Source organism: Serratia sp. CY27727 (assembly GCF_052169275.1).
GTDB lineage: Bacteria > Pseudomonadota > Gammaproteobacteria > Enterobacterales > Enterobacteriaceae > Serratia > Serratia sarumanii.
In genome coordinates this window covers 271928-294464 of sequence record NZ_JBJNLB010000003.1, presented here as the reverse complement: position 1 = coordinate 294464, position 22537 = coordinate 271928, and the positions used below count along the sequence as shown (strand labels likewise).

22 protein-coding genes and 3 tRNA genes are annotated in these 22537 nt (G+C 63.0%); 15 read left to right on the top strand and 10 right to left on the bottom strand.

Annotated features, from left to right (window positions below; translation table 11 throughout):
• Positions 1–2 precede the first annotated feature (2 nt).
• From hpaX to hpaC, 4 genes are all read left to right on the top strand, one after another.
• On the top strand, positions 3–1373 hold the full coding sequence (hpaX, locus tag ACJ8HB_RS10960) for a 4-hydroxyphenylacetate permease (RefSeq protein WP_033652854.1): 1371 nt from the start codon (positions 3–5) through the stop codon (positions 1371–1373).
• A gap of 34 nt (positions 1374–1407) precedes the next feature.
• Entirely contained in the window at positions 1408–2304 is an 897-nt protein-coding gene (gene hpaA, locus ACJ8HB_RS10955) for a 4-hydroxyphenylacetate catabolism regulatory protein HpaA (RefSeq protein WP_033636987.1), read from the top strand.
• 178 nt (positions 2305–2482) lie between these two features.
• A complete protein-coding gene (gene hpaB, locus ACJ8HB_RS10950; RefSeq protein ID WP_047569441.1) occupies positions 2483–4045 on the top strand; it encodes a 4-hydroxyphenylacetate 3-monooxygenase, oxygenase component in 1563 nt (520 codons plus the stop codon).
• A gap of 16 nt (positions 4046–4061) precedes the next feature.
• The gene (gene hpaC / locus ACJ8HB_RS10945; RefSeq protein ID WP_047569439.1) at positions 4062–4577 is read left to right on the top strand and encodes a 4-hydroxyphenylacetate 3-monooxygenase, reductase component; all 516 of its coding nucleotides are present in this window, start codon (positions 4062–4064) and stop codon (positions 4575–4577) included.
• A 33-nt stretch (positions 4578–4610) separates the two neighbouring features.
• Here hpaC and ampH read toward each other — a convergent pair whose 3' ends face one another.
• Positions 4611–5753 (bottom strand): D-alanyl-D-alanine-carboxypeptidase/endopeptidase AmpH, encoded by a 1143-nt coding sequence (ampH, locus tag ACJ8HB_RS10940; RefSeq protein WP_047569437.1) that lies wholly within the window; start codon positions 5751–5753, stop codon positions 4611–4613.
• A gap of 125 nt (positions 5754–5878) precedes the next feature.
• Positions 5879–6637, bottom strand: coding sequence for a FadR/GntR family transcriptional regulator (locus ACJ8HB_RS10935; protein WP_047569435.1), 759 nt, complete (start codon positions 6635–6637; stop codon positions 5879–5881).
• 235 nt (positions 6638–6872) lie between these two features.
• Here ACJ8HB_RS10935 and ACJ8HB_RS10930 point away from each other — a divergent pair, with 235 nt between their 5' ends.
• From ACJ8HB_RS10930 to fucP, 7 genes are read left to right on the top strand one after another with little or no spacing between them, the layout of a single operon-like run.
• A complete protein-coding gene (locus ACJ8HB_RS10930) occupies positions 6873–7613 on the top strand; it encodes an SDR family oxidoreductase (RefSeq protein ID WP_047569433.1) in 741 nt (246 codons plus the stop codon).
• A 25-nt stretch (positions 7614–7638) separates the two neighbouring features.
• Positions 7639–8484, top strand: a complete 846-nt coding sequence (locus ACJ8HB_RS10925) for a fumarylacetoacetate hydrolase family protein (RefSeq protein ID WP_047569431.1) — start codon at positions 7639–7641, stop codon at positions 8482–8484.
• Between the two features lie 14 nt (positions 8485–8498).
• A complete protein-coding gene (locus tag ACJ8HB_RS10920; protein WP_047569429.1) occupies positions 8499–9776 on the top strand; it encodes an L-fuconate dehydratase in 1278 nt (425 codons plus the stop codon).
• A gap of 14 nt (positions 9777–9790) precedes the next feature.
• Entirely contained in the window at positions 9791–10654 is an 864-nt protein-coding gene (locus tag ACJ8HB_RS10915) for an amidohydrolase family protein (RefSeq protein WP_047569427.1), read from the top strand.
• On the top strand, positions 10632–11408 hold the full coding sequence (locus ACJ8HB_RS10910; RefSeq protein WP_041037812.1) for an SDR family oxidoreductase: 777 nt from the start codon (positions 10632–10634) through the stop codon (positions 11406–11408). Before ACJ8HB_RS10915 ends, ACJ8HB_RS10910 begins: the two co-directional genes overlap by 23 nt.
• Entirely contained in the window at positions 11405–11764 is a 360-nt protein-coding gene (locus ACJ8HB_RS10905) for an L-rhamnose mutarotase (RefSeq protein WP_047569424.1), read from the top strand. Before ACJ8HB_RS10910 ends, ACJ8HB_RS10905 begins: the two co-directional genes overlap by 4 nt.
• A gap of 40 nt (positions 11765–11804) precedes the next feature.
• On the top strand, positions 11805–13034 hold the full coding sequence (gene fucP / locus ACJ8HB_RS10900; protein ID WP_047569422.1) for an L-fucose:H+ symporter permease: 1230 nt from the start codon (positions 11805–11807) through the stop codon (positions 13032–13034).
• Between the two features lies 1 nt (position 13035).
• Here the strand turns inward: fucP and ACJ8HB_RS10895 are convergent, their stop codons facing one another.
• Positions 13036–14238, bottom strand: a complete 1203-nt coding sequence (locus ACJ8HB_RS10895; protein ID WP_047569421.1) for an MFS transporter — start codon at positions 14236–14238, stop codon at positions 13036–13038.
• A 108-nt stretch (positions 14239–14346) separates the two neighbouring features.
• On the opposite strand from ACJ8HB_RS10895, the gene ACJ8HB_RS10890 reads away from it, so the two are divergent.
• The gene (locus ACJ8HB_RS10890) at positions 14347–15258 is read left to right on the top strand and encodes a LysR family transcriptional regulator (RefSeq protein WP_047569419.1); all 912 of its coding nucleotides are present in this window, start codon (positions 14347–14349) and stop codon (positions 15256–15258) included.
• 10 nt (positions 15259–15268) lie between these two features.
• Here ACJ8HB_RS10890 and ACJ8HB_RS10885 read toward each other — a convergent pair whose 3' ends face one another.
• Positions 15269–16465 carry an MFS transporter gene (locus tag ACJ8HB_RS10885; protein ID WP_047569417.1) on the bottom strand — a complete coding sequence of 399 codons (1197 nt, stop codon included), beginning with the start codon at positions 16463–16465 and terminating at the stop codon, positions 15269–15271.
• Between the two features lie 137 nt (positions 16466–16602).
• Here ACJ8HB_RS10885 and ACJ8HB_RS10880 point away from each other — a divergent pair, with 137 nt between their 5' ends.
• Positions 16603–17199 carry a TetR/AcrR family transcriptional regulator gene (locus ACJ8HB_RS10880; protein ID WP_047569415.1) on the top strand — a complete coding sequence of 199 codons (597 nt, stop codon included), beginning with the start codon at positions 16603–16605 and terminating at the stop codon, positions 17197–17199.
• Positions 17200–17212: 13 nt separating this feature from the next.
• Here the strand turns inward: ACJ8HB_RS10880 and ACJ8HB_RS10875 are convergent, their stop codons facing one another.
• Positions 17213–18115, bottom strand: a complete 903-nt coding sequence (locus ACJ8HB_RS10875; RefSeq protein ID WP_370739131.1) for a GGDEF domain-containing protein — start codon at positions 18113–18115, stop codon at positions 17213–17215.
• A gap of 442 nt (positions 18116–18557) precedes the next feature.
• On the opposite strand from ACJ8HB_RS10875, the gene ACJ8HB_RS10870 reads away from it, so the two are divergent.
• Positions 18558–18842: a DUF1435 domain-containing protein gene (locus ACJ8HB_RS10870; protein ID WP_033637006.1), complete on the top strand. Its 285-nt coding sequence runs from the start codon at positions 18558–18560 to the stop codon at positions 18840–18842.
• 89 nt (positions 18843–18931) lie between these two features.
• On the opposite strand, the gene ACJ8HB_RS10865 is transcribed toward ACJ8HB_RS10870, so the two are convergent.
• The 4 genes from ACJ8HB_RS10865 to ACJ8HB_RS10850 form a co-directional block, all read right to left on the bottom strand.
• A tRNA-Leu gene (locus tag ACJ8HB_RS10865) sits at positions 18932–19018 on the bottom strand.
• Between the two features lie 42 nt (positions 19019–19060).
• Positions 19061–19147, bottom strand: a tRNA-Leu gene (locus ACJ8HB_RS10860).
• Between the two features lie 36 nt (positions 19148–19183).
• Positions 19184–19270, bottom strand: a tRNA-Leu gene (locus tag ACJ8HB_RS10855).
• A gap of 72 nt (positions 19271–19342) precedes the next feature.
• Entirely contained in the window at positions 19343–20287 is a 945-nt protein-coding gene (locus tag ACJ8HB_RS10850) for a LysR family transcriptional regulator (RefSeq protein ID WP_047569411.1), read from the bottom strand.
• A gap of 118 nt (positions 20288–20405) precedes the next feature.
• Between ACJ8HB_RS10850 and ACJ8HB_RS10845 the strand changes: the two genes are divergently transcribed.
• Positions 20406–21398, top strand: a complete 993-nt coding sequence (locus tag ACJ8HB_RS10845; RefSeq protein ID WP_033649117.1) for an aldo/keto reductase — start codon at positions 20406–20408, stop codon at positions 21396–21398.
• Positions 21399–21448: 50 nt separating this feature from the next.
• Here ACJ8HB_RS10845 and rsmC read toward each other — a convergent pair whose 3' ends face one another.
• Positions 21449–22489, bottom strand: coding sequence for a 16S rRNA (guanine(1207)-N(2))-methyltransferase RsmC (rsmC, locus tag ACJ8HB_RS10840; protein ID WP_047569407.1), 1041 nt, complete (start codon positions 22487–22489; stop codon positions 21449–21451).
• Positions 22490–22537: the final 48 nt, after the last annotated feature.

The window sequence follows — 22537 nt, the reverse complement described above, 5'->3', positions numbered from 1 at the left end:
CCATGAACCACGTCGATTCGCTGCCGCCGGCCAACCCGGCGCAGCAACATAAAGCGTTAACCGCCGCCGAGCAATCGGTGATTAAAAAGTTGTTTCGGCGCCTGATCATTTTCCTGTTCGTGTTGTTTGTTTTCTCTTTCCTCGACCGTATCAACATCGGCTTCGCCGGGCTGACGATGGGCAAAGATCTCGGCCTCAGCTCGACCATGTTCGGGCTGGCGGCGACGTTGTTCTATGTCACCTACGTGATCTTCGGCATTCCGAGCAACATGATGCTGAGCCGGGTCGGCGCGCGGCGCTGGATCGCCACCATCATGGTGCTGTGGGGCATCGCCTCCACCTGCACCATGTTCGCCACCGGGCCGACCAGCCTGTACGTGCTGCGCATGATCGTCGGCATCACCGAGGCCGGTTTCCTGCCGGGCATTCTGGTGTACCTCACCTACTGGTTCCCGGCGTTCTACCGCGCCCGCGCCAACGCCTTGTTCATGATCGCCATGCCGGTGACCATGGCGATAGGTTCGCTGGTCTCCGGCTATATCCTGGCGCTGGACGGGGTGATGAACCTGAAGGGCTGGCAGTGGCTGTTTCTGCTGGAAGGCATTCCGTCGGTGCTGCTGGGCGTGGTGGTGTGGTTCTACCTCGACGATACGCCGGCCAAGGCCAAGTGGCTGACCGACGAGGAGAAAGCCAGCCTGCAGGCGATGATGGAGGCCGACAAGCTTCAGTTGGTGCAGCCCAACGGGCCGAGCAGCCACCGCGCGCTGCAGCAACGCAGCCTGTGGCGCGAGATTTTCACGCCGATCGTGCTGATGTACACGCTGGCCTATTTCTGCCTGACCAACACCCTGAGCGCGATCAACATCTGGACGCCGCAGATCCTGCAAAGCTTCAACCAGGGCAGCAGCAACGTGACGATCGGCATTCTGGCGGCGATCCCGCAGATCTGCACCATCGCCGGCATGGTGTGGTGGAGCAAACGATCCGACAGGCTGCAGGAGCGCAAGCATCACACCGCGCTGCCGTATCTGTTCGCTGCCGCCGGCTGGCTGCTGGCGTCCGCCACCGATCACAGCCTGATCCAGCTGCTGGGGATCGTGATGGCCTCGGTCGGCTCCTTTACCGCCATGGCGATCTTCTGGACCACGCCGGATCAGTCGATCAGCCTGGAAGCGCGCGCGGTGGGGATCGCGGTGATCAACGCCACCGGCAATATCGGATCGGCGCTCAGCCCGCTGTTGATCGGCTGGTTCAAGGATCTGACCGGCAGCTTCAACTCCGGGCTGTATTTCGTCTCGGCGCTGCTGATCGTCGGCGCCGTGCTGGTGTGGCGCATCCCGATGAAGGATTCGCGCCCGAGGGCGACGCCTTGATGCACAAGTGGGCATGATTGCAGGAGGTCATGAGGTGCGGAAAAGTACCGGCTTTATCGCCAACATCGATATTTGCAAAGAGTATGACGCGCGTTACGCCGCCGACGAGGTGCACTACGAAACCTTCGCCGGGCTGGCGGCATTCTTCGGCCGCGACATGCAGGTGCACTGGCACGACTGCTTCTTCCAGGTGCATTTCCTGGAAACCGGCAAGATAGAGCTGCAGCTCGACGATCAGCACTATTCGGTGCAGGCGCCGCTGTTCATCCTTACGCCGCCGTCGGTGCCGCATGCGTTCTTCACCGAACCGGACAGCGACGGCCACGTGCTGACGGTGCGCCAGGAGCTGATTTGGCCGCTGCTGGAGCGCCTGTATCCCGGCAGCAACCTGGCGCTGGACATGCCGGGCATCTGCCTGTCGCTGGCCGATGCGCCGCAGGAGCTGACGGCGCTCAGCCACTACTGGGCGCTGATCCGCCGCGAGTTCGGCCAGAACCTGGCCGGGCGCGAACAGACGCTGGCGCTGCTGGCGCAGGCGGTGTTCACGCTGCTGCTGCGCAACACCGCGCTGGAAGACAACGCCAACAGCGGCGTGCGCGGCGAACTGCAGCTGTTTCAGCGGTTCAACAAGATGGTGGACGAGCGTTTTCGCGAGCACCTGCCGGTGCCGGAGTATGCGCAGGCGCTGGGAGTGACCGAATCGCGGCTCAACGACCTGTGCCGGCGCTTCGCCAACCGGCCGCCTAAGCGGCTGATCTTCGATCGGCTGCTGCGCGAGGCCAAACGCATGCTGCTGTTCAGCGCCTGCACGGTGCATGAAACCGCCTACAGCCTCGGCTTCAAGGATCCGGCCTATTTCGCCCGTTTTTTCAATCGGCTGGAAGGCTGTTCCCCCTCGACCTACCGCGCGGCGCAACACGCCCTTTCGTAACCGCGATCACAGTTTGCCGCGAAAGCGGCAAACTGACCTGAAAAGTACCGGCGATTGCCGCAAAAGTCTCTTCTCGAAACCGGCTTTGGCAGCTTCAATTAAGCAACCAAAAAAAAACATTATTTTAACAAATGGCCGGATCCACGGCCTGAAAAATGCCGATGACGAGGAAGACCCGATGAAACCAGAAGACTTTCGTGCCGACAGCAAACGCCCGTTTACCGGCGCCGAATACCTGAAAAGTTTGCAGGATAGCCGCGAAATCTACATTTACGGCGAGCGCGTGAAAGACGTCACCACTCACCCGGCGTTCCGCAACGCGGCGGCGTCTGTCGGCCAGCTGTATGACGCGCTGCACGATCCGGCCAGCCAGGATCGCCTGTGCTGGAATACCGACACCGGCAACGGCGGCTACACCCACAAGTTCTTCCGCTATGCCCGCAGCCCGGAAGAGATGCGCCAGCAGCGCGACGCCATCGCCGACTGGTCGCGCCAAAGCTACGGCTGGATGGGGCGCACGCCGGACTACAAGGCGGCCTTCGGCTGCGCGCTGGGCGCTTATCCGGAGTTCTACGGCCAGTTCGCCGACAACGCGCGCCACTGGTACAAACGCATTCAGGAAACCGGGCTCTATTTCAACCACGCCATCGTCAACCCGCCGATCGACCGCCACAAGCCGGTCAACGAGGTGAAGGACGTTTACATTCAGGTGGAGAAAGAGACCGACGCCGGCATCGTGGTCAGCGGCGCCAAAGTGGTGGCCACCAACTCGGCGTTGACCCACTACAACTTCATCGGCTTCGGTTCGGCGCAGGTGATGGGTGATAACCCGGACTTCGCGCTGATGTTCGTGGCGCCGATGGACGCCGAAGGGGTGAAGCTGATTTCGCGCGCCTCCTACGAGCTGGTGGCCGGCGCCACCGGATCGCCGTTCGACTACCCGCTCACCAGCCGCTTCGACGAGAACGACGCGATCCTGATTATGGATCATGTGCTGATCCCGTGGGAAAATGTGCTGATCTACCGCGATTTCGACCGCTGCCGTCGCTGGAGCACCCAGGGCGGTTTCGCCCGGCTGTTCCCGCTGCAGGCCTGCGTGCGCCTGGCGGTGAAGATGGACTTCATCACCGCGCTGCTGCAAAAGAGCCTCTCGTGCACCGGCGTGCTGGAGTTCCGCGGCGTGCAGGCCGATCTGGGCGAAGTGGTGGCCTGGCGCAACCTGTTCTGGTCGCTGAGCGACGCGATGTGCGCCGAAGCCACAAAATGGGAAAACGGCGCCTACCTGCCGGATTCCGCCGCGCTGCAGACCTACCGCGTGATGGCGCCGATGGCCTACACCAAGGTGAAACACATCATCGAGAAGAACGTCACCAGCGGCCTGATCTACCTGCCGTCCAGCGTGCGCGACATGAACAACCCGGAGATCGACAAGTACCTGGCGCGCTACGTGCGCGGATCGGACGGTATGGATCACGTCGAACGCATCAAGATCCTCAAGCTGATGTGGGATGCGATCGGCAGCGAATTCGGCGGCCGCCACGAGCTGTATGAGATCAACTACGCCGGCAGCCAGGATGAGATCCGCCTGCAGTGCCTGCGCCACGCGCAGGGATCCGGCAACATGGATCGCATGATGCAGATGGTCGACAAGTGCCTGGCCGATTACGATCAGCACGGCTGGAAGGTGCCGCATCTGCGGAACAATGACGATATTAATCAGTTGGATAATCTGCTGAAGTAATTCAGGAGGAGGTTGTATGTCTCAGGAAAATGAACAGCGCCTGCGCTTTCGCGACGCCATGGCCAGCCTGTCGGCGGCGGTGAATATCGTCACCACCGACGGCCCGGCGGGGCGCTGCGGCATCACCGCCACGGCGGTGTGCTCGGTAACCGATACGCCGCCGACGCTGCTGGTGTGCATCAACCGCAACAGCGCGATGAACCCGGTGTTTCAGGAAAACCGCAGGCTGTGCATCAACGTGCTCAACCACGAACAGGAGCTGATGGCGCGCCACTTCGCCGGCATGACCGGCGTCAGCATGGAAGATCGTTTCCGGCTGGAAGAGTGGCAGCTCGGCGCGCTGGGGCAGCCGGTGCTGCGCAATACCCTGGCCAGCCTGGAAGGGGAGATCGAGCAGATCCAGAGCATCGGCACCCACCAGATGTACCTGGTGCAGATCAAGCAGATCGCGCTGAGCGAAGCCGGCAACGGGCTGATCTACTTCAAGCGCAATTTCCATTCGGTGATCCACCCGATGGCGGTGCCGGCCTGAGGCGTTGGGGCGCAGCAGGCTGCGCCCCGCATATCAGCTCTTGTTGGCCGCCAGATCGCTCACCAGGCGGTTGACCGGATCGCTCATGTTGGTGAATTTGCTCAGCTCCGAGCGGGTCACCACCACGAACACCCCGACGTTTTTCGCCGGGATCATCGCCATGTAGGTAATGAACCCGCCGCCGCCGCCGGTCTTCTGAATGATGCCCGGCAGCCCGTCCTTCGGCGCCATATACACCCAGCCCAACCCCAGCGCATCCGCTTGCCCCGGCACGTCCATGCCCTTCAGCGACACCAGATCGTGACGCTGGAAGTACATGGTTTGCTCGCTGGCGGCGGTGGCTTTGCGCGGGCCGCTGGCGCTGGAGGAGAGGAACTGCTGCATCCAGCGCTGCATGTCGCGCGGGGTGGAGTAGACGCCGCCGCTGCCGGCCGCGGCGGTGGTGTCGCGGCAGGCGCTCGGGCCGGCCGCCGCCACCATCAGGCGCGAGCACTGTTCGGGGCTCGGCGTCAGCGTGGTGTCGACCATGCCGAGCGGCGCGGTGATTTTCTCTTTCAGCAGCGCGTTGTAAGGCTTGCCTGCGGCGCGCGACAGCGCGTCGGCCAGCAGGTCATACGCCAGATTGGAGTAGGCGGCGCGTACGCCCGGCGGCACCGTGACGTTGGCATGCGCCAACCACTGCCAGCGCTGGGCCTTGGTCGGCCAGGTGAACACCGGCGTTTTCGGCGGCTTTTTGCCCGGCTGCTCGCGCGGCAGCGCGCTGGTGTGCGTCGCCAGGTTCAGCAGGGTAATCGGTTGGCCGGCGTTGTAAGCCGGCACATAGGCGCCTTTGGGGGCGTACTTGCGCAGCGGGTCGGTCAGTTTGACCTGGCCTGCCGCCGCCATTTTCACCATCACTTCGCTGGTCATCAGCTTGGTGATCGAAGCGATGCGGATCAGCGAATCCGGGCGCGGGCGCAGGTTGTTGCCGGGTTTGGTATCGCCAAAGCTGCGGTTAACCACCTGATTGCCGTCGATCACCACCAGCGCCATGCCGGTGGCGCCGCTGTTGTAGAAAATATGTTCGGCATACTGGTCGACGATTTGCGAAGCCAGCTGCGGGGGGGCGGCCAGCGCGGCCAGCGGCGCGGCGCACAGGCCCAGCGCCAGCAATAAAGCGGAGACAGAGTTCTTCAACGGTCGTTATCCATTTAACAATGCAGCGGGGAAAGGGCTTATTCGTCGCCCAGTGTAATGCGCTCAGGCCCCGGCTGCATGTAGAAAAAAGAGCGGTGACGATAAATTTTTTAACCGCCGGCGGCCTACTGCGCGCGGGCGAAAATGGCGATCACTTCATCGAGGTGCACCTTCATCGCCTTGCGGGCGCCGCGCACGTCGCGCGCTTCGATCGCCGCCAGGATCGCCCGGTGTTCCAGCTCGGAACGGTGCGGCATGTCGTCCGGCGTATAGTGGCGCTGCAGCACGCGAAACATGCTGCCGTAACGGTGGCCGAGCAGGTGGCCGATAATGAACGCATAGGCCGGGTTGCCGCTGGCCTGGGCGATGCGGATGTGGAACAGCCGATCGCCGGGGTGAGTGGCGGAGCCGGCGCGGTTATCGCGGCAGTTCTGCTCGTAGGCGGCGCGGATGCCCGCCAGCTCTTCGTCGGTGGCGTGGCGCGCGGCCAGCGCGGCGGTCTCCGGTTCAATCAACAGGCGGGTTTGCAGCAGTGAAAATGGCGGCAGCTCGGCGTTGAAATCCAGTTCAATATTCAGTTCGTCGTCGATCTCCGCCCATTGGTTGCGGCCGGCCTGCGCCATCACCGGCTCCTGCGACGGCGCCAGCGGCGTTTGCGAGCGCACGATCACCCCGTTGCCGACCTTGACGTCCACCAGGCCGATCACTTCCAACGCGATCAGCGCTTCGCGCACCGACGCGCGGCTGACCTGCAACTGCTGGGCGAGATCGCGCTCCGAGGGCAGGCGGCTGCCCGGCGGAAATTCGTTATTTTCGATCAGACGTTTGAGTTGGTCTGCTATCTGTCTGTAAATTCTTGGGTTTTCCAGTCGGGTAATCGGCATTTTTGACCTTTGACGATTCGGCGTTCAGTGATTTGGCGCACAATTATGCGACAAGGCGCTTGAGTAATCGTTATTCAAGTGTAAAAAAATGGTTAATTGAAATGCGGTTTCAAGGCTGTTTTATTAACTTCTTCCCCCAACGATAACGCGTAAAGCGTCTTTTGTCATGTTAGAGGCCTGACCTTTAACCGCCTTTAGTGGCCTGACCATTAGACCTTTAGGCCGAGGAGTCAAGATGGATTTAACCGGGAAACGCGTACTGATCACCGCCGCCGGGCAAGGGATCGGTTTTACCACCGCCAGGCTGTTCGCCGCCGCCGGTGCCGAGGTGATCGCCAGCGACATCAACCTCGAGCGCCTGCAGGGCTGCGCCGGGATCCGCGCGCTGACGCTGAACGTCACCGATCCGGCCGCCATCGCGGCGGCGGCGGAAGCGATCGGCCCGATCGACGTGCTGTTCAACTGCGCCGGCGTGGTGCACAGCGGATCGATCCTCGATTGCAGCGAAGATCAGTGGGCGTTCGCGCTCGAGCTCAACGTTACCGCGATGTTCCGCATGATCCGCGCCTTCCTGCCGGGCATGTTGGCGCGCGGCAAAGGCTCGATCATCAACATGTCCTCGGTGGCCTCGAGCGTGAAAGGGGTGCCGAACCGCTTCGCTTACAGCGCCAGCAAGGCGGCGGTGATCGGCCTGACGCGCTCGGTGGCGGCGGACTACGTCACGCAGGGCATCCGCTGCAACGCCATCTGCCCCGGCACGGTGGAGTCGCCGTCGCTGCGCCAGCGCATTGCCGAGCAGGCGCGCGAGCAGGGGCGCAGCGAGCAAGAGGTGTATCAGGCGTTCGTCGCCCGTCAGCCGATCGGGCGCATCGGCACCACCGAGGAAATCGCCCAACTGGCGCTGTATCTGGCCTCCGACGCCAGTTCGTACACCACCGGCACGGTGCAGATCATCGACGGCGGCTGGAGCAACTGAGCCGCCATTTTTGAGAGAGGAACGCATGAAACTTTTACGTTACGGGCAACCCGGGCAAGAGCGCCCCGGCATGTTGGATGCGCAGGGGCGCCTGCGCGATCTGTCGCAGCATATCGCCGACGTTGGGGGCGCCGCGTTATTGCCGGCGTCGCTCGCCAAACTGCGCGCGCTGGACAGCGCCGCGCTGCCGCTGGTCGAAGGGCAGCCGCGCCTCGGCGCCTGCGTCGGCGGCATCGGCAAGTTTATCTGCATCGGCCTGAACTACGCCGATCACGCGGCGGAGACCGGCGCGGCCATTCCTGAAGAACCGGTGGTGTTCAACAAATGGACCAGCGCGGTGGTCGGCCCCTATGACCAGGTGGAGATCCCGCGCGGCTCGCAGAAAACCGACTGGGAAGTGGAGCTGGGCGTGGTGATCGGCCAGGGCGGGCGCTACATCAGCGAAGCGGACGCCATGCGCCACGTCGCCGGCTACTGCGTGATCAACGACGTTTCAGAACGCGAATATCAAATTGAACGCGGCGGCACCTGGGACAAGGGCAAAGGCTGCGACACCTTCGGGCCGATCGGCCCCTGGCTGGTGACCGCCGACGAGATCGCCGATCCGCACAGCCTGAACCTGTGGCTGGAGGTGGACGGCAAGCGCTATCAGGACGGCAACACCAGCACCATGATCTTCCGCATTCCGCAGATCGTCAGCTACCTCAGCCGCTTTATGAGCCTGCAGCCGGGCGACGTGATCTCCACCGGCACGCCGCCGGGCGTCGGCATGGGGCAGAAACCACAGCCCGTCTATCTGCGGGCGGGCCAGACGATGCGTCTGGGCATCGAAGGGCTGGGCGAACAGCGCCAGCAAACCGTACAGGCCTAACCGGGAGCGCCGCCATGACCACCATTACCGCACTGCGGGTTGAAGACATTCGTTTCCCCACGTCGCTGGGGCTGGACGGATCCGACGCCATGAATCCGGATCCCGACTATTCCGCCGCCTACGTGATCCTGGAGACCGATCGCGCGGATCTCAGCGGCCACGGGCTGACGTTCACCATCGGCCGCGGCAACGAGATCTGCTGCGCGGCGATCCGCGCGCTGGAGCATCAGATCGTCGGCGAGCGGCTGGAAGATATCGCCGCCGACATGGGCGCCTTCTGGCGGCGCTTCACCAGCGACAGCCAGCTGCGCTGGATCGGGCCGGACAAGGGCGCCATTCACCTGGCGACCGGTGCGGTGGTCAACGCGGTGTGGGATCTGTGGGCCAAATCGGTCGGCAAGCCGGTGTGGCGGCTGGTGGCGGAGATGACGCCGGAGGAGCTGGTGCGCTGCATCGACTTCCGTTACATCACCGACTGCATCACGCCGCAGGAAGCGCTGGCGCTGCTGAAACAGCGTGCCGAGGGCAAAGAAGAGCGCCTGGCGCGGCTGCTGCAGGAGGGGTATCCCTGCTACACCACCTCCGCCGGCTGGCTGGGTTATCCGGACGACAAGCTGCGCCGCCTGTGCCAGGAAGCGGTCGACGCCGGTTTCTCCTATCTGAAGCTGAAGGTCGGGCGCGATCTGGAAGATGACATCCGCCGGGTGCGCATCGCCCGCGACGTGATCGGCCCGGATCGCCGGCTGATGATCGACGCCAACCAGGTGTGGGAGGTGAACGAAGCCATTCCGTGGGTGAAGCATCTGGCGTTCGCCAAACCCTGGTTTATCGAAGAGCCGACCAGCCCGGACGACGTGGAAGGGCACCGCCGCATCCGCGAAGGGGTGGCGCCGGTCAAGGTGGCCACCGGCGAGATGTGCCAGAACCGCATCATGTTCAAGCAGTTCATCATGCGCGGCGCGGTAGACGTGGTGCAGATTGACGCCTGCCGCCTCGGCGGCGTCAACGAAGTGCTGGCGGTGATGCTGATGGCAGCCAAATACCAACTGCCGGTCTGCCCGCACGCCGGCGGCGTCGGGCTGTGCGAGTACGTGCAGCACCTGTCGATGATCGACTACCTGTGCATTGCCGGCACCCACGAAGGCCGGGTGATCGAGTACGTCGATCATCTGCATGAACACTTTGTCGATCCCTGCGTGATCAACGGCGCGGCCTACATGCCGCCGAGCCGCCCCGGCTATTCGATCGAGATGCATTCGTCGTCGATCGAGCAGTATCGGTTCCGCGGGTGAGGCGGGAGGATCGCATGCCGCGCATCGATGCTCACCAGCACTACTGGCGCTATCACCCACAGCACTACCCGTGGATCGACGAGCGGATGCGCGTGCTGCGGCAGGATTTCGATCCGCCCCGGCTGCGGCCGCTGTTGCAGGAACAGGGGTTCGACGGCGCGCTGGCGGTGCAGGCGCGCCCCAGCGAGGAAGAGACGCTGGCCCTGCTGGCGCTGGCTGAGCAGAGCGAGGGCGTATGCGGCGTGGTGGGCTGGCTGGATATCGCTTCGCCACAGCTGGCGCAGCGTCTGGAAACTTTTCGTCCGCGTACCGCGCTGCGCGGGGTGCGCCATCAGGTGCAGGACGAAGCGGATCCGGCGGCCTGGCTGGCGCGGCCGGAAGTGAAGCGCGGCATGCAAACGCTGCAGCGCGCCGGGTATGTGTACGAGATCCTGGTGACGCACCGGCATCTGGCGGCCGCGGCGGCGTTCGCCGCCCGCCACGATGAGCACTGGTTGGTGTTGGATCATCTCGGCAAGCCGGATATCGCGCGCGGCGCGCGGCACTGGGCGCAGCAAATTCGGCCGCTGGCGGCGCTGCCGCACGTGGCCTGCAAGCTGTCGGGGCTGATCACCGAGACGCCGGGTGGCCGGTGGCGGGCGGAAGAACTGCTGCCGTTCTTCGACGCCGCGCTGGAGGCGTTCGGCCCGCAGCGGCTGATGTTCGGCTCCGACTGGCCGGTGTGCCTGCTGGCCGGCGATTACCGCCAGGTGGTGCAACTGTGCGAACGGGCGCTGTCGACGCTGGGCGCCGCCGAGCAGGCGGCGATTTGGGGCGACACCGCCTGGCGAATTTACGGTTTAACGGAGTCTGGTTATGGATCTGTATCTGCAAGATAAGGTGGTGCTGGTCACCGGCGGCGGTGCCGGCATCGGCGCGGCGATTGCACATGTGCTGGCCGAGGAAGGCGCGATCCCGGTGTTGGTCACCAACGCCGCGCCGGAGGCGGCGCTGCTGGCCGATTTGCAGCGGCTGCAGCCGCGTACCGAGGTGATCCTCACCGAACTGTGCGACGAGGCGGCCTGCCGCCGCGCGGTCAGCCAGACGCTGGCGGCCTTCGGCCGCATCGACGGGCTGGTGAATAACGCCGGGGTCAACGACGGCGTCGGGCTGGAGGCGGGGCGCGAAGCCTTCGTCGGCTCGCTGGAAAAGAACCTGGTGCACTACTACCTGATGGCGCACCTGTGCCAGGCGGCGCTGCAGGAGAGCCGGGGCGCTATCGTCAACATCGCCTCCAAGACCGCGCTCAGCGGCCAGGGCGGCACCAGCGGTTACACCGCCGCCAAGGGCGCGGTGCTGGCGCTGACGCGTGAATGGGCGGTGTCGCTGCGCCATGACGGCGTGCGGGTGAACGCGGTGGTGCCGGCAGAGGTGATCACCCCGCAGTACCAGCGCTGGCTCAACACCTTCGCCGAGCCGCAGCGGCAGATGGCGAAAATCACCGAGCGCATTCCGCTCGGGCAGCGCATGACCACGCCGCAAGAGATCGCCGATACCGTGGCGTTTCTGTTGTCTTCGCGGTCGTCGCACACCACCGGGCAGTGGCTGTCAGTGGACGGCGGCTACCTGCATCTCGATCGGGCGCTGACGTGAGCGGCGCGACGGCAGGGCGGCGCCGTTTCTGCCAGGCGCTCGATCTGATTGACTCACCGGCGCTGATTGCGGAGTACCAGCAGCATCATCAGCGCATCTGGCCGGGCATCGCCGCGCATTTGCGCGAGCACGGCATTCTGGACATGGAGATTTACCGGTTGGGCACCCGGCTGTTCATGATCGTGGAGGTCAGCGCCGATTTCGACGCTGCGCGCTTTGACGCCGCCAGCCTGAACAACCCCGAAGTACAGCGATGGGAAGCGCTGATGTGGCACTACCAGGCCGCCACCCCCTGGACGCCGCAGGGCGAAAAATGGGTGGAAATGGCGCGGATATTTTCTCTGCAACAGCAATAACGCCAACATCATCATCGCCAGACGATACGAGGGTATCACCATGCTTGCTGAAAAAAGTGCGGCCTCCGCGCAGCCGGGCGTCGCCGTGACCGCCAATCTGCGCTGGGCCTTTATCCTGGTCACCAGCCTGTTCTTCATGTGGGGGCTGTCCTATGGCCTGCTGGACGTATTAAACAAACATTTTCAGGAGACGTTGCACGTCACCAAGGCGCAATCAGGGCTGCTGCAGGCGGCCTATTTCGGCGCCTATTTCCTGGTGGCGCTGCCCGCCGGGTACTTTATGGACCGCAAGGGCTATAAGGCGGGCATTCTGGTCGGGCTGTGCCTGTATGCGCTGGGGGCGCTGCTGTTCGTGCCGGCGGCATCGGCCAACAGCTTCGGCGTGTTCCTGTTCGCGCTGTTCGTTATCGCCAGCGGCCTGGGCTGCCTGGAAACGGCCGCCAACCCGTACGCCACGGTGCTGGGCGACGCGCAGGGCGCCGAACGGCGGCTCAACCTGGCCCAGTCGTTCAACGGCCTCGGGCAGTTTATCGGCCCGCTGATCGGCGGCACGCTGTTCTTCTCCGCCAGCCAGTCCGCCGGCGGCGGCGATCAGAGCGCGGTGAAGATGACCTATGTGGCGATCGCCGTGCTGGTGCTGCTGATCGCGCTGTTGTTCAGCCGCACCCGGCTGCCGGCGATCCGCGAAGAGGAGAAACCGGTGCACGGCGTGATAGCGCAGGGATTATGGCAGCATCCGCATTTCGTCGGCGGGGTGATCACGCAGTTCTTCTACGTGGCGGCGCAGGTGGGCGTGGGGGCGTTCTTCATCAACTACGCCACCGAACACTGGCGCGATGTGTCTAACCAAAGCGCCTCTTACCTGCTGTCGATCGCCATGATCTGCTTTATGGTCGGGCGCTTCTTCAGCACCTGGCTGATGGGGCGAGTCAAACCGGCGACGCTGCTGGCGGCCTATGCGCTGATCAACATCGCGCTGTGCGGCGTGGTGATGCTGAGCGTCGACGGGGTGTCGGTGGTGGCGCTGATCGCGGTGTTCTTCTTTATGTCGATCATGTTCCCGACCATTTTCGCCCTGGGGGTGAAAAACCTGGGTAAACACACCAAGCGCGCCAGCTCCTTTATGATCATGGCGATCGTCGGCGGCGCCATCATGCCGTACTTTATGGGGGCGCTGGCCGACCGTTACAGCACCGCGCTCTCTTATCTGCTGCCGCTGCTGTGCTTCGCGGTGGTGCTGGTTTACGGCCTGCGGCAGCGCCGCGCCTGATTCAACCCGGCGGCGAATCGGCCTTCGCCGCCGTTGTCAGCGCCTGTGGGCGCGTTCGCATCAGGATCGCCAGCGCCAGCAGCAGCACGATGCCGGACAGCACACCGTTTATCGTCAATCCCCCTGCATCCACCACCAGCCCGCCCGCCAGTGAACCGCAGGAAATCGCCAGATTAAACAGCGCGATATACAGCGAAGAGGCGACCTCGACCGCATTGGGCGCCGCCTTGAGCATCCACGCCATCAGCGACACGGAAACGCCGCCATAGGCGATGCCCCACAGCAGGAGGAAAGCGCCGCCGCTCAGCGGCGCGCGGCCCAGCAGCGGCAGCAGCAGGACGGCGAGCGCCAGCCCGAGGGCGATCAGCGCCAGGGTGCGGCGCAGCCGTTTGGCGGCGGCCTGGCCGGCGATGAAATTCCCGACGATACCGGCGACGCCGTAGGCGAACAGCAACGCCCCCACCCAGCGGCTCTCGATGCCGGCGACCGTCTGCAGCAGCGGGCGGACAAAGGTGTAGGCCATAAAGTGGCCGGCGACCAGCAGAAACGTCAGCAGCAGCCCGAGGAGCAACCGGCGATTCGCGCGCTGCGCGGTGAACAACCGCCAGCTCACCGCCTGCGTGACCGGCAGCGGCGGCAGCACGCACAGCAGCAGGAGCAGGGTCAGCGCCGCCAGAACGGCGACGGCCAGAAACGCCATGCGCCAGCCCAGCGCTTCGCCGAGGAACACCCCGAGCGGCACGCCGAGCACCGAGGCCGCCGCTACGCCGCCGAAGATGACGGACAGCGCCAATCCGACGGAGGCCGGCGGCACCAGACGTTCCGCCAATCCGCCGGCGATGGCCCAGATACCGCCGATGCAAAAGCCCAGCAGGATGCGCGCAGCGAACAGCAGCGCCATGGAGGTAGCGGCGGCGGCCAGCAGGTTGGCGGCGATCAGCAGCAGCAGAAAGACGATCAGCAGGCTGCGGCGATCCGTGCGCCGGGCGCCCAGCACCACCAGCGGGGCGAACAGCGCGGCGAACAGGGCAGGCAGGGAAATCAGCAGCCCGGCGCGGCCTATCGATGCGTTCAAGGTGCTGACTATCGGGGTCAGCAGCCCGACGGGCAGCATTTCTGCCGTGACGACGGTAAAGGTGGATAGGCCGATGGCGAAGGTTGCCAGCCAGGGTTTTGCGCCGCCGCCGGCGTGTAAGGCACTCATAATGACTCTCCCAACAGATGAAGAGCCTCAGTGTATCCGCGCAAAAATGGCTGATAAACTGGCCTGAATGCGCAACATTGGGGACAAATCGTGGCTAATTTACCGTCTATGCCGTTGGATAACCTGAGCGACCTGCTGGTGTTCATTCGCGTCGCCGACGCCTGCAGCTTCACGCTGGCGGCCGAGAGGCTGGGCATCTCCCGCTCGGCGGCGGGCAAATGCGTGATCCGATTGGAGGAGCGATTGGCCACCCGGTTGCTGCAGCGCACCACGCGCAGCGTCAGCCTGACCGAAGACGGCGCGGTGTTTTACGAGTATGCGCAGCGCATTCTGTCGCAGGCCGAAGAGGCGGAAACGGCGCTCAATACGCGGCGGCAAACCCCACGCGGGCGGCTGCGGCTGGATCTGCCGGTCTCGTTGGGGCGGTTGCATATCCTGCCGATTCTGCGGGAGTTTTTGGCGCAGTGGCCGGAGGTGGACGCCGACGTCAGCTTCTCCGACGATTACAGCGATCTGGTGCGCGACGGCATCGACGTGGCTGTCCGCGTCGGCGGCAACGACGACAGCCGGCTGGTGCGGCGGGTGCTCGCGCCACATCGCCTGATCACCTGCGCGGCGCCGGATTATCTGGCGCGGCACGGCACGCCTGCAAAACCGGAGGCGCTGGGCGATCACGAGACGCTGGTCTTCAGCCATCAGGGGCTGCCGGCGCCCTGGCGCTATTTGGTCAACGGCCAACTGCACGAACAGCCGGTGCGCGGCCGGATGCGTTTCAACAACGTCGAGGCCTTGCGGGATGCGGCCGTCGCCGGAGCCGGTCTGTGCCAGGTGGGGGCGTTTCTGGTCGGCGAGCAGATTGCGGCCGGCACGCTGGTGCCGGTGCTGGAGCGCTATTGCCGCCCGGGGCCGCCGATCTGCGCCGTCTATCCCAGCCGGCGCCATCTTTCCCCCAAGGTGAAACTGTTCCTGGCGGCGATCGAACGGCGCTGGCAGGGCAAGGCGATTTGGGAAACCGCTTAGCGCGAGCGATTCACGCCGCTTTCAAGGCCAGCGTTCGCCGCATTAAGCGGTAGCCGCCGGCCGCCACCAGCAGCACGATCAGCCCGGCGGTGAGCGTGACGCTGAAGCCGGCCGCTATCCCTGCGGCATCGATCGCCAGGCCCGCCAATGCGGCGCCGAGCGCCACGCCTATCCCCAGGCCGGTGACCATCCAGGTCAACCCCTCCGTCAGCCGGGAGGGCGGCACGATGTTTTCAACCAGCCCCATGGCAATGATCATGGTCGGCGCAAAAAACAGTCCGGCGACAAACATCGCCGCCGCCAGCGTCAAGACATCGTGCACCCACAGCAGCGGCACGGTGGTGAAGGCGGTGGCGAACGCCGCGTATAAGAACAGGCGAGGCAAGGGGACGGGGATCTTCATTGCGCCGAAAATCAGCCCGGCCAGGCAGGAGCCGAACGCATAAACCGACAGCACGATGCTGGCGGCGGCCGGCTGTCCTTGCTGCTCGGCGAAGGCCACGCTGATGACGTCCACGGTGCCGACGATGGTGCCCAGGGCGATCAGCGCCAGCAGCAGGATCTGCATTGACGGCATGGCCAGGATGGCGCGCTGCCGCTGGTTATTGCGGGTGTAGACCGGGGGCTGAGTGCTTTTTTGGGAGGCGAATGCCGCAACGCCCGCCACCAGAAGCAGCGCGGCCACCAGAGGACCGGCTTCTGGGAAGAGTGAAACGCTAAGCCCCACGGCGATCGGTGGGCCGACGATAAAGGCCACTTCATCTAACACGGACTCGAATGAAAATGCCGTGTGCAGCTGTGGCGTGCCGCGATAAATTTCGCTCCAGCGGGCTCTGACCATCGCGGAGATGCTAGGCATGCCGCCCGCGAGCGCGGCGAAGACGAACAGCGTCCAGTCCGGCGCCCGATAGTGGGTGCAGAGCAACAGCAGTAGCAGGGCGAGCGTGCTGATCCCGGTGGCATACGGCAGCACGCGGCTTTGGCCGTGACGATCCGCCGCGCGCGCGATTTGCGGCGCAAGCAGCGCCATGGAAAAGGCGAACGTCGCCGCTACCGCGCCCGCCAACCAATAAGAGCCGCGTACCTGTGAGAGCATGGTGATGATGCCGATACCGGTCATCGAGACCGGCAGGCGCGCGATCAGCCCGGCAGAGGAAAACGCCTTGCTGCCCGGGGCGTTGAACAGGTTGAAATAAGGATTTGCCATGGAAAGGGCTCCAGAAGTTGGCGGCTCAGTATTCGCTCAATGGCCATCGTTGACATACGCCACGTATGTTACGTTAATTGACATACATGGCGTATGTCAATTATAACGTTCATCAATAACGAGGCGGGAGTGGACCCATGGCACGTAAAGCGCGCGCAGAAATGATTGAAGAAACCCGACAAAAACTGGTGGCGGCCGCCCGTCAGCAGTTCGGCAGCGTGGGGTATGCCGAGACGGTGATGGATGAACTCACCGCGCAAGCCGGCATGACGCGCGGTGCGCTCTATCACCATTTTGGCGATAAAAAGGGGTTGTTCCTGGCGGTTGTGAAGGCGATTGACGCTGAAATGGATGCGCGTCTTGCCGACATTACCGCGCGTACGGCGGATGGCTGGGAGGCGTTTGCGGCGCGTTGTCGCGGTTATTTGATCATGATGACGGAGCCGCAAGCGCAGCGCATTCTGCTGCGCGATTCACCTTCGGTGCTGGGGGCTGAATATTTGCAGGCCAGTAAGCTGCAATGCATTGTCTGGATGACGGGCGCATTGCAGGTGTTGATGGCGCAGGGGCGCATCGCCATCGCCGAGCCGGAATCGCTGGCGCATTTGATCAACGGCGGCCTGATGGATGCCGCGCTTTGGATCGCGCACCAGCCGGATGAGAAAACCGCTTTGGAGCAGGCGTTGGGCGGTTTGTCGCTGTTGCTGAACGGCTTGCGGCCAACGGCCGCTTAACCGGGCAGGGTATTTACTCCTGCGGCAGCAGCAGGGCGGGCTGGACGTTTTGCGCCAGCTGAATATTGTTGCGGCCGCTGTGCTTCGCCAGATAGAGCGCGGCGTCGGCCGCGCCGATCGCCGATTCGACGTCCAGTTTTTCCAATGCCGAGATGCCGGCGCTGAGCGTCAGCGTACCGCTGTGCTGCGAGCTGGCGCCGTGCGGGATATTCAGTTCCGCCACCCGTTGGCGCACCCGTTCGGCCAGCTGCGCCGCGTAGCCTTCGTGCACGTTGGTCAGCAGCACCAAAAACTCTTCCCCGCCGTAGCGCACCACGATGTCGCGCGAACGCACCGCATCGCGGATGGCGATCGCCACCTGCACCAGCGCCCGGTCGCCCATGGCGTGGCCGTAGCTGTCGTTGTAGACCTTGAAGTGGTCGATATCCAGCAGCAGCACGTAGTGGCGGCCGGTTTGCGGTTCCAGCAGCATGTTGATCTTATTCTCCAGCCCGCGACGGTTATAAAGGCCGGTCAGGGGATCGAGCATGCTCAAATTATTGAATTTGTCCCGCTCGTTATACAGGTTGGCCACCAGCGCGTGGGTAAAGATTTCACTGCGTTTCAACATCAGGTGATGAATGGAGAAAGCGATAATAGGCAATAGCGTGGTGAATAATATCCGCAGGGTATTATGCATACCGTCTAAAGCCAGGATCATCATTGCGGAAGGCACAGCGTGTAAACAAAAGGCGGTAAAGTTGTCCGTCAGAGAAATAGCGCTGATAAAAAAGATGCTGAACAAACTAATTAATAAAAAATCTTGGTTATTCGGCAGGCAATATTGACTTTTAACGTAGATATGCGCAGCCCACAGCAGGCCGAGCACGCTGGCGAACAGGTTGAGTTTGTACAGGTATTGCCGCGGCGTATGCAGAGAAAATAGCGCCGCCGCCAGACAAAATAACGGGATGCATAATAAAGGCAGAGTAAAAGAAGGGACATCCCTAAAAGGGAACAATAACGTAAATATGGAAGAGGCGGCATTCATCATTAGAAAAAGAAATAATGCCAGGCGCTGCTTGCTGTTCAGTAATTCCTGATAAGAACGGGCGTTCATACGGAGGTCACTCTTTGCAAAGTCGTACTGTCGAATAATTAAGGTTGAGAAGCATTCCCTTGGCGCGAAATATCCACTTGAATTGCATGGTTGACCGTTGTGATTATTATCATGCAAACAGGACTAGGAATTTTCTTATGTCAAATTATCATTTTTTCCTGCTGGTGTCATCTGGGTTTGGTCATCGCAGCGAAAATGATGCGGCGGCCAAAAAAGTGTTATATGATATTGGTTATCATTATCACTTGAGGGGATTGTCATGCTCACTGCCATGATTGCCGCATGCGGGCTGTGGGGCGTCAGCTGGTGCCTCGGCGATCGCCTGGCCAGCGCCTGGGGCGTTTTGCTGCCGTGCGCGCTGATGCCGCTGCTGGCCTTGATCGATCTGGATATGATGCAGCTGCGCAGTCTGATCGTGATAGCGATGTTGGCGACGCTGGTGATGCTGTTCAACAGCCGGCTGCGTCATTATCTGCTGCTGCCTTCCTGCATGGCGCTGGCGGGTGGCCTGGCGGCGGTCAGCCTCAACTTCAGCTTCGGGTAAAACGCCGGAAACGGCAAAACCACGCTTAGGCGTGTTGTTCATCAATGCGTTGGGATTTTTTCGAAGGGACTATCGGAGAGATCATCAATTGGTGCGAAGAGAGGGACTTGAACCCTCACGTCCGTAAGGACACTAACACCTGAAGCTAGCGCGTCTACCAATTCCGCCACCTTCGCACAGTCGATGTTGTTGCTTTGATTTATATTACGTCGCCAGCGTGGTGCGAAGAGAGGGACTTGAACCCTCACGTCCGTAAGAACACTAACACCTGAAGCTAGCGCGTCTACCAATTCCGCCACCTTCGCATCGATGCTGAGTGCAATATAAATCATGTGGTTATTTGGTGCGAAGAGAGGGACTTGAACCCTCACGTCCGTAAGGACACTAACACCTGAAGCTAGCGCGTCTACCAATTCCGCCACCTTCGCGTACCAGAAACATTACCGGAGTAACGTTACCACGGAGGCGAATTCTAGAGATTTTGGCGGGTACGTCAACAGTTATTTCCCCGCATTGCGGGCGTTTGCTGGAAAAACAGCCATATCGCCGCTTTTCCGCTGGTCAAACAGCCAAATCAGCCAATCAATCAACACCCTGACCCGTGGCGCCAGGAAACGGCCGGGCGGATACATGATGTAAATCGGCATCGGCGGCGGCGGCGTGTCCGCCAGCACTTCCACCAGTTTGCCCCGTTCCAGCCAGGGGGCAAGCGAATAGCGCGCCGCCTGAATCAACCCCATGCCGGCCCGCGCGCCGGCGATGTAGGCGTCGGCGCCACTGACGCTCAGCCGGGCGGGGAGTTCGCGCAGTTCCACCTTGCCGCCGCGGCAGAATTCCAGCGGGTAATCGCGGTTGCTGGCCAGGGAAAAATACCCTACCGCGCGGTGCGGCTCCAGGCTATCAATGTCGAGCGGCGTGCCGCAGGCCTGCAGGTAAGCGGGGGAAGCGCAGGTGACCTGCGGCAACTGGGCGATGCGCCGCGCCGCCAGGCTGTCGTCCTCGGTTTCCCAGGCACGCAGCACGCAGTCCACGCCTTCACGCAACAGATCGACGTGGGTGTCGTTGGCGCCCAGCGCCAGGGTGATGTCGGGATAGCGGCGGTAAAAGTCGTCCAGCGCCGGAATGACGATCTGGCGCGCCAGCGAATGGGGCATATCGATGCGCACTTTGCCGGACGGTTGCAGCTTATGGTGGCTGAACAGCGTGTCCGCCTCCTCAAGCGCCCCCAGCAACTGTACGCAGCGTTGATAGTAGAGGCTGCCTTCGCTGGTCACCTGCACCTGGCGGGTGGTGCGGATCAGCAGGCGCACGCCCAGCCGCTGCTCCAGCCGTTTCAACGCGTTGCTGACCGTGGCGCGCGGCAGCTGCAGGCGCTCGGCCGCCCGGCTGAAGCTGCCCAGTTCGACGATGCGGATAAAAATGCGCATGGCTTGAACCTGATCCATGTCCACTCCGGATTGTTGGTGATTTTTGAACAGTTATGTGCAATCTGCATTATTTATCTTTGTAGCGTAAACAACCAGACTTTGCTGCGTTATCCGTTCATCGCATGAGGGCAGCACAATGCAACAACGTAAACTGGGTTCTCACGGCCCCCTCGTCTCCGCCTTGGGGCTGGGATGCATGGGCATGAGCGACTTCTACTCCACCGGCGCCGATCGGCAGGAAGCCATCGCCACGCTGCACCGGGCGCTGGAGCTGGGCGTCACGCTGCTCGACACCGCCGACATGTATGGCCCGCACACCAACGAGGAATTGGTGGGGGAAGCGATCAAGGGCAAACGGCAACAGGTGTTCCTGGCCACCAAGTTCGGCATCCTGCGCGATCCGGCGGATCCTTCGGCGCGCGGCGTCAGCAGCCGGCCCGAGTATATCCGGCGCTCGGTGGAAGGCAGTCTGCGGCGCTTGGGCGTAGAAGAGATCGATCTTTATTATCAGCATCGGGTCGATCCGCAGGTGCCGATCGAAGACGTCGTGGGCACGATGGCGGATCTGATCCGCGAAGGCAAGATCCGCCATATCGGCCTGAGCGAGGCGTCGGTCGCCACGCTGGAGCGGGCGCACAAGGTGCATCCGATCACCGCACTGCAGACCGAGTATTCGCTGTGGACGCGCGATGCCGAACAGGGCGTGCTGGCAGCCTGTGAGCGCCTCGGCATCGGCTTTGTGCCTTACAGCCCGTTAGGGCGCGGTTTCCTCACCGGCGCTATCCGGCGGCCGGAGGATCTGGCCGAGGACGATTTCCGCCGCGGCAACCCGCGCTTCCAGGGGGAAAACTTCGCCCGCAACCTGGCGCTGGTGGAGAAGGTGGGTGAGCTGGCGGCACAGAAGGGCGTCAAGCCTTCACAGCTGGCGCTGGCCTGGGTGTTGGCGCAGGGCGAGCACATCGTGCCGATCCCCGGCACCAAACGCCGTCGCTACCTCGAAGAGAACGTCGCGGCGGCGGAGATAACGCTGAGCGCGGCCGAGCTGGCGGCGATAGACGCGGTGTTTCCGCTGAGTGCAGCGGCCGGCGATCGCTACGGCGCCGAGTCGATGACCTATATCAACGGCTAAAAAAAAACGCGGCCTCAGGCCGCGCTCTGTCGTTTTCCGCCAACGGCGAATTATTTCTTCTTCGGCGCGCGCGGTGGGCGGCCGACGGTGGCCTGATACACCTTGAAGCGGCCGTTCTGCGCCAGCACTTCGTGGCTGCCGAAGGTGGCGTCCAGAATGTCCGGGTACGGCAGGAAGGCGTTGGCGACGATGCGTAGCTGGCCGCCGATCGGCAGGTGTTTCACCGCGCCGCGGATTAGGGTTTCGGCGGCGGTCAGGCTGGTCTGCAGCCCGTCGTGGAACGGCGGGTTGGAGATGATCATGTCGAAACGGCCGGTGATGTCGGAGTAAACGTTGCTGACGATCACGTCGCCTTCGATGCCGTTGGCGGCCAGCGTCGCGCGGCTGGATTCCACCGCGGCGGCGTTGACGTCGCTGAGGGTCAGTTTCACCTTCGGCGACAGCTTGGCCATCACCGAGGCCATCACGCCGGCGCCGCAGCCGATGTCCAGCACCTTGCCTTTCATGTGTTTTTCCAGCGTCGACAGCAGCAGTGAGCTGCCGACGTCCAGGCCGTCGCGGCTGAACACGCCCGGCAGCGTTTTCACTTCCAGATCGTGCAGCTGATAGCTGTCCCACCAGTCGTTCAGGTCGAATTCGGTCTGCGCGTCCAGGCGGCCGTGATACAGGCCGCAGCGGCGCGCGCTGTCGATTTTCACCAGCGCAACGTGGCCTTCCAGCGTTGGCTCGGCGCTGCGCACGCCGCTGCGGTTTTCACCGACCACGAACACGTCTACGCCCACCGGCAGCAGCGACAGGATGTTGCACAGCTGGAATTGCGCTTCCTGCTTGCTCTTCGGCCAGTAGTAAACCAGCGTGTCGCAGTCGGCGACGAAAGCGGGATCGACGGTCAAACCGAACTGCACGTTATCGCCCATCGTCCGGTTCAGTAACTGCCAGTGATGGTATTGCTGAGTGTGGACGCGCACGTCCGCGGCCTCGAATTGGGCCGGCAGGCTGTCCTGCAGGTCGCCGGCAAACAGCACGCGGCGTTCGATAAATTCATCACTGTGGCGCAGCATGACTTCACTGGCGGGGGTTAATGCAGACATCAGATATTGGCTCCTGGAAATGAGACCGGGGATTATAGAGCTTTGTGG

Bases quoted from the DNA above. Each gene is read 5' to 3' on its own strand.
- hpaX (WP_033652854.1), top strand. From the start codon at position 3: ATGAACCACGTCGATTCGCTGCCGCCGGCCAACCCGGCGCAGCAACAT.
- hpaB (WP_047569441.1), top strand. From the start codon at position 2,483: ATGAAACCAGAAGACTTTCGTGCCGACAGCAAACGCCCGTTTACCGGC.
- hpaC (WP_047569439.1), top strand. From the start codon at position 4,062: ATGTCTCAGGAAAATGAACAGCGCCTGCGCTTTCGCGACGCCATGGCC.
- ACJ8HB_RS10935 (WP_047569435.1), bottom strand. From the start codon at position 6,637: ATGCCGATTACCCGACTGGAAAACCCAAGAATTTACAGACAGATAGCA.
- ACJ8HB_RS10930 (WP_047569433.1), top strand. From the start codon at position 6,873: ATGGATTTAACCGGGAAACGCGTACTGATCACCGCCGCCGGGCAAGGG.
- ACJ8HB_RS10925 (WP_047569431.1), top strand. From the start codon at position 7,639: ATGAAACTTTTACGTTACGGGCAACCCGGGCAAGAGCGCCCCGGCATG.
- ACJ8HB_RS10920 (WP_047569429.1), top strand. From the start codon at position 8,499: ATGACCACCATTACCGCACTGCGGGTTGAAGACATTCGTTTCCCCACG.
- ACJ8HB_RS10915 (WP_047569427.1), top strand. From the start codon at position 9,791: ATGCCGCGCATCGATGCTCACCAGCACTACTGGCGCTATCACCCACAG.
- ACJ8HB_RS10910 (WP_041037812.1), top strand. From the start codon at position 10,632: ATGGATCTGTATCTGCAAGATAAGGTGGTGCTGGTCACCGGCGGCGGT.
- fucP (WP_047569422.1), top strand. From the start codon at position 11,805: ATGCTTGCTGAAAAAAGTGCGGCCTCCGCGCAGCCGGGCGTCGCCGTG.
- ACJ8HB_RS10895 (WP_047569421.1), bottom strand. From the start codon at position 14,238: ATGAGTGCCTTACACGCCGGCGGCGGCGCAAAACCCTGGCTGGCAACC.
- ACJ8HB_RS10890 (WP_047569419.1), top strand. From the start codon at position 14,347: ATGCCGTTGGATAACCTGAGCGACCTGCTGGTGTTCATTCGCGTCGCC.
- ACJ8HB_RS10885 (WP_047569417.1), bottom strand. From the start codon at position 16,465: ATGGCAAATCCTTATTTCAACCTGTTCAACGCCCCGGGCAGCAAGGCG.
- ACJ8HB_RS10880 (WP_047569415.1), top strand. From the start codon at position 16,603: ATGGCACGTAAAGCGCGCGCAGAAATGATTGAAGAAACCCGACAAAAA.
- ACJ8HB_RS10870 (WP_033637006.1), top strand. From the start codon at position 18,558: ATGCTCACTGCCATGATTGCCGCATGCGGGCTGTGGGGCGTCAGCTGG.
- ACJ8HB_RS10850 (WP_047569411.1), bottom strand. From the start codon at position 20,287: ATGGATCAGGTTCAAGCCATGCGCATTTTTATCCGCATCGTCGAACTG.
- ACJ8HB_RS10845 (WP_033649117.1), top strand. From the start codon at position 20,406: ATGCAACAACGTAAACTGGGTTCTCACGGCCCCCTCGTCTCCGCCTTG.
- rsmC (WP_047569407.1), bottom strand. From the start codon at position 22,489: ATGTCTGCATTAACCCCCGCCAGTGAAGTCATGCTGCGCCACAGTGAT.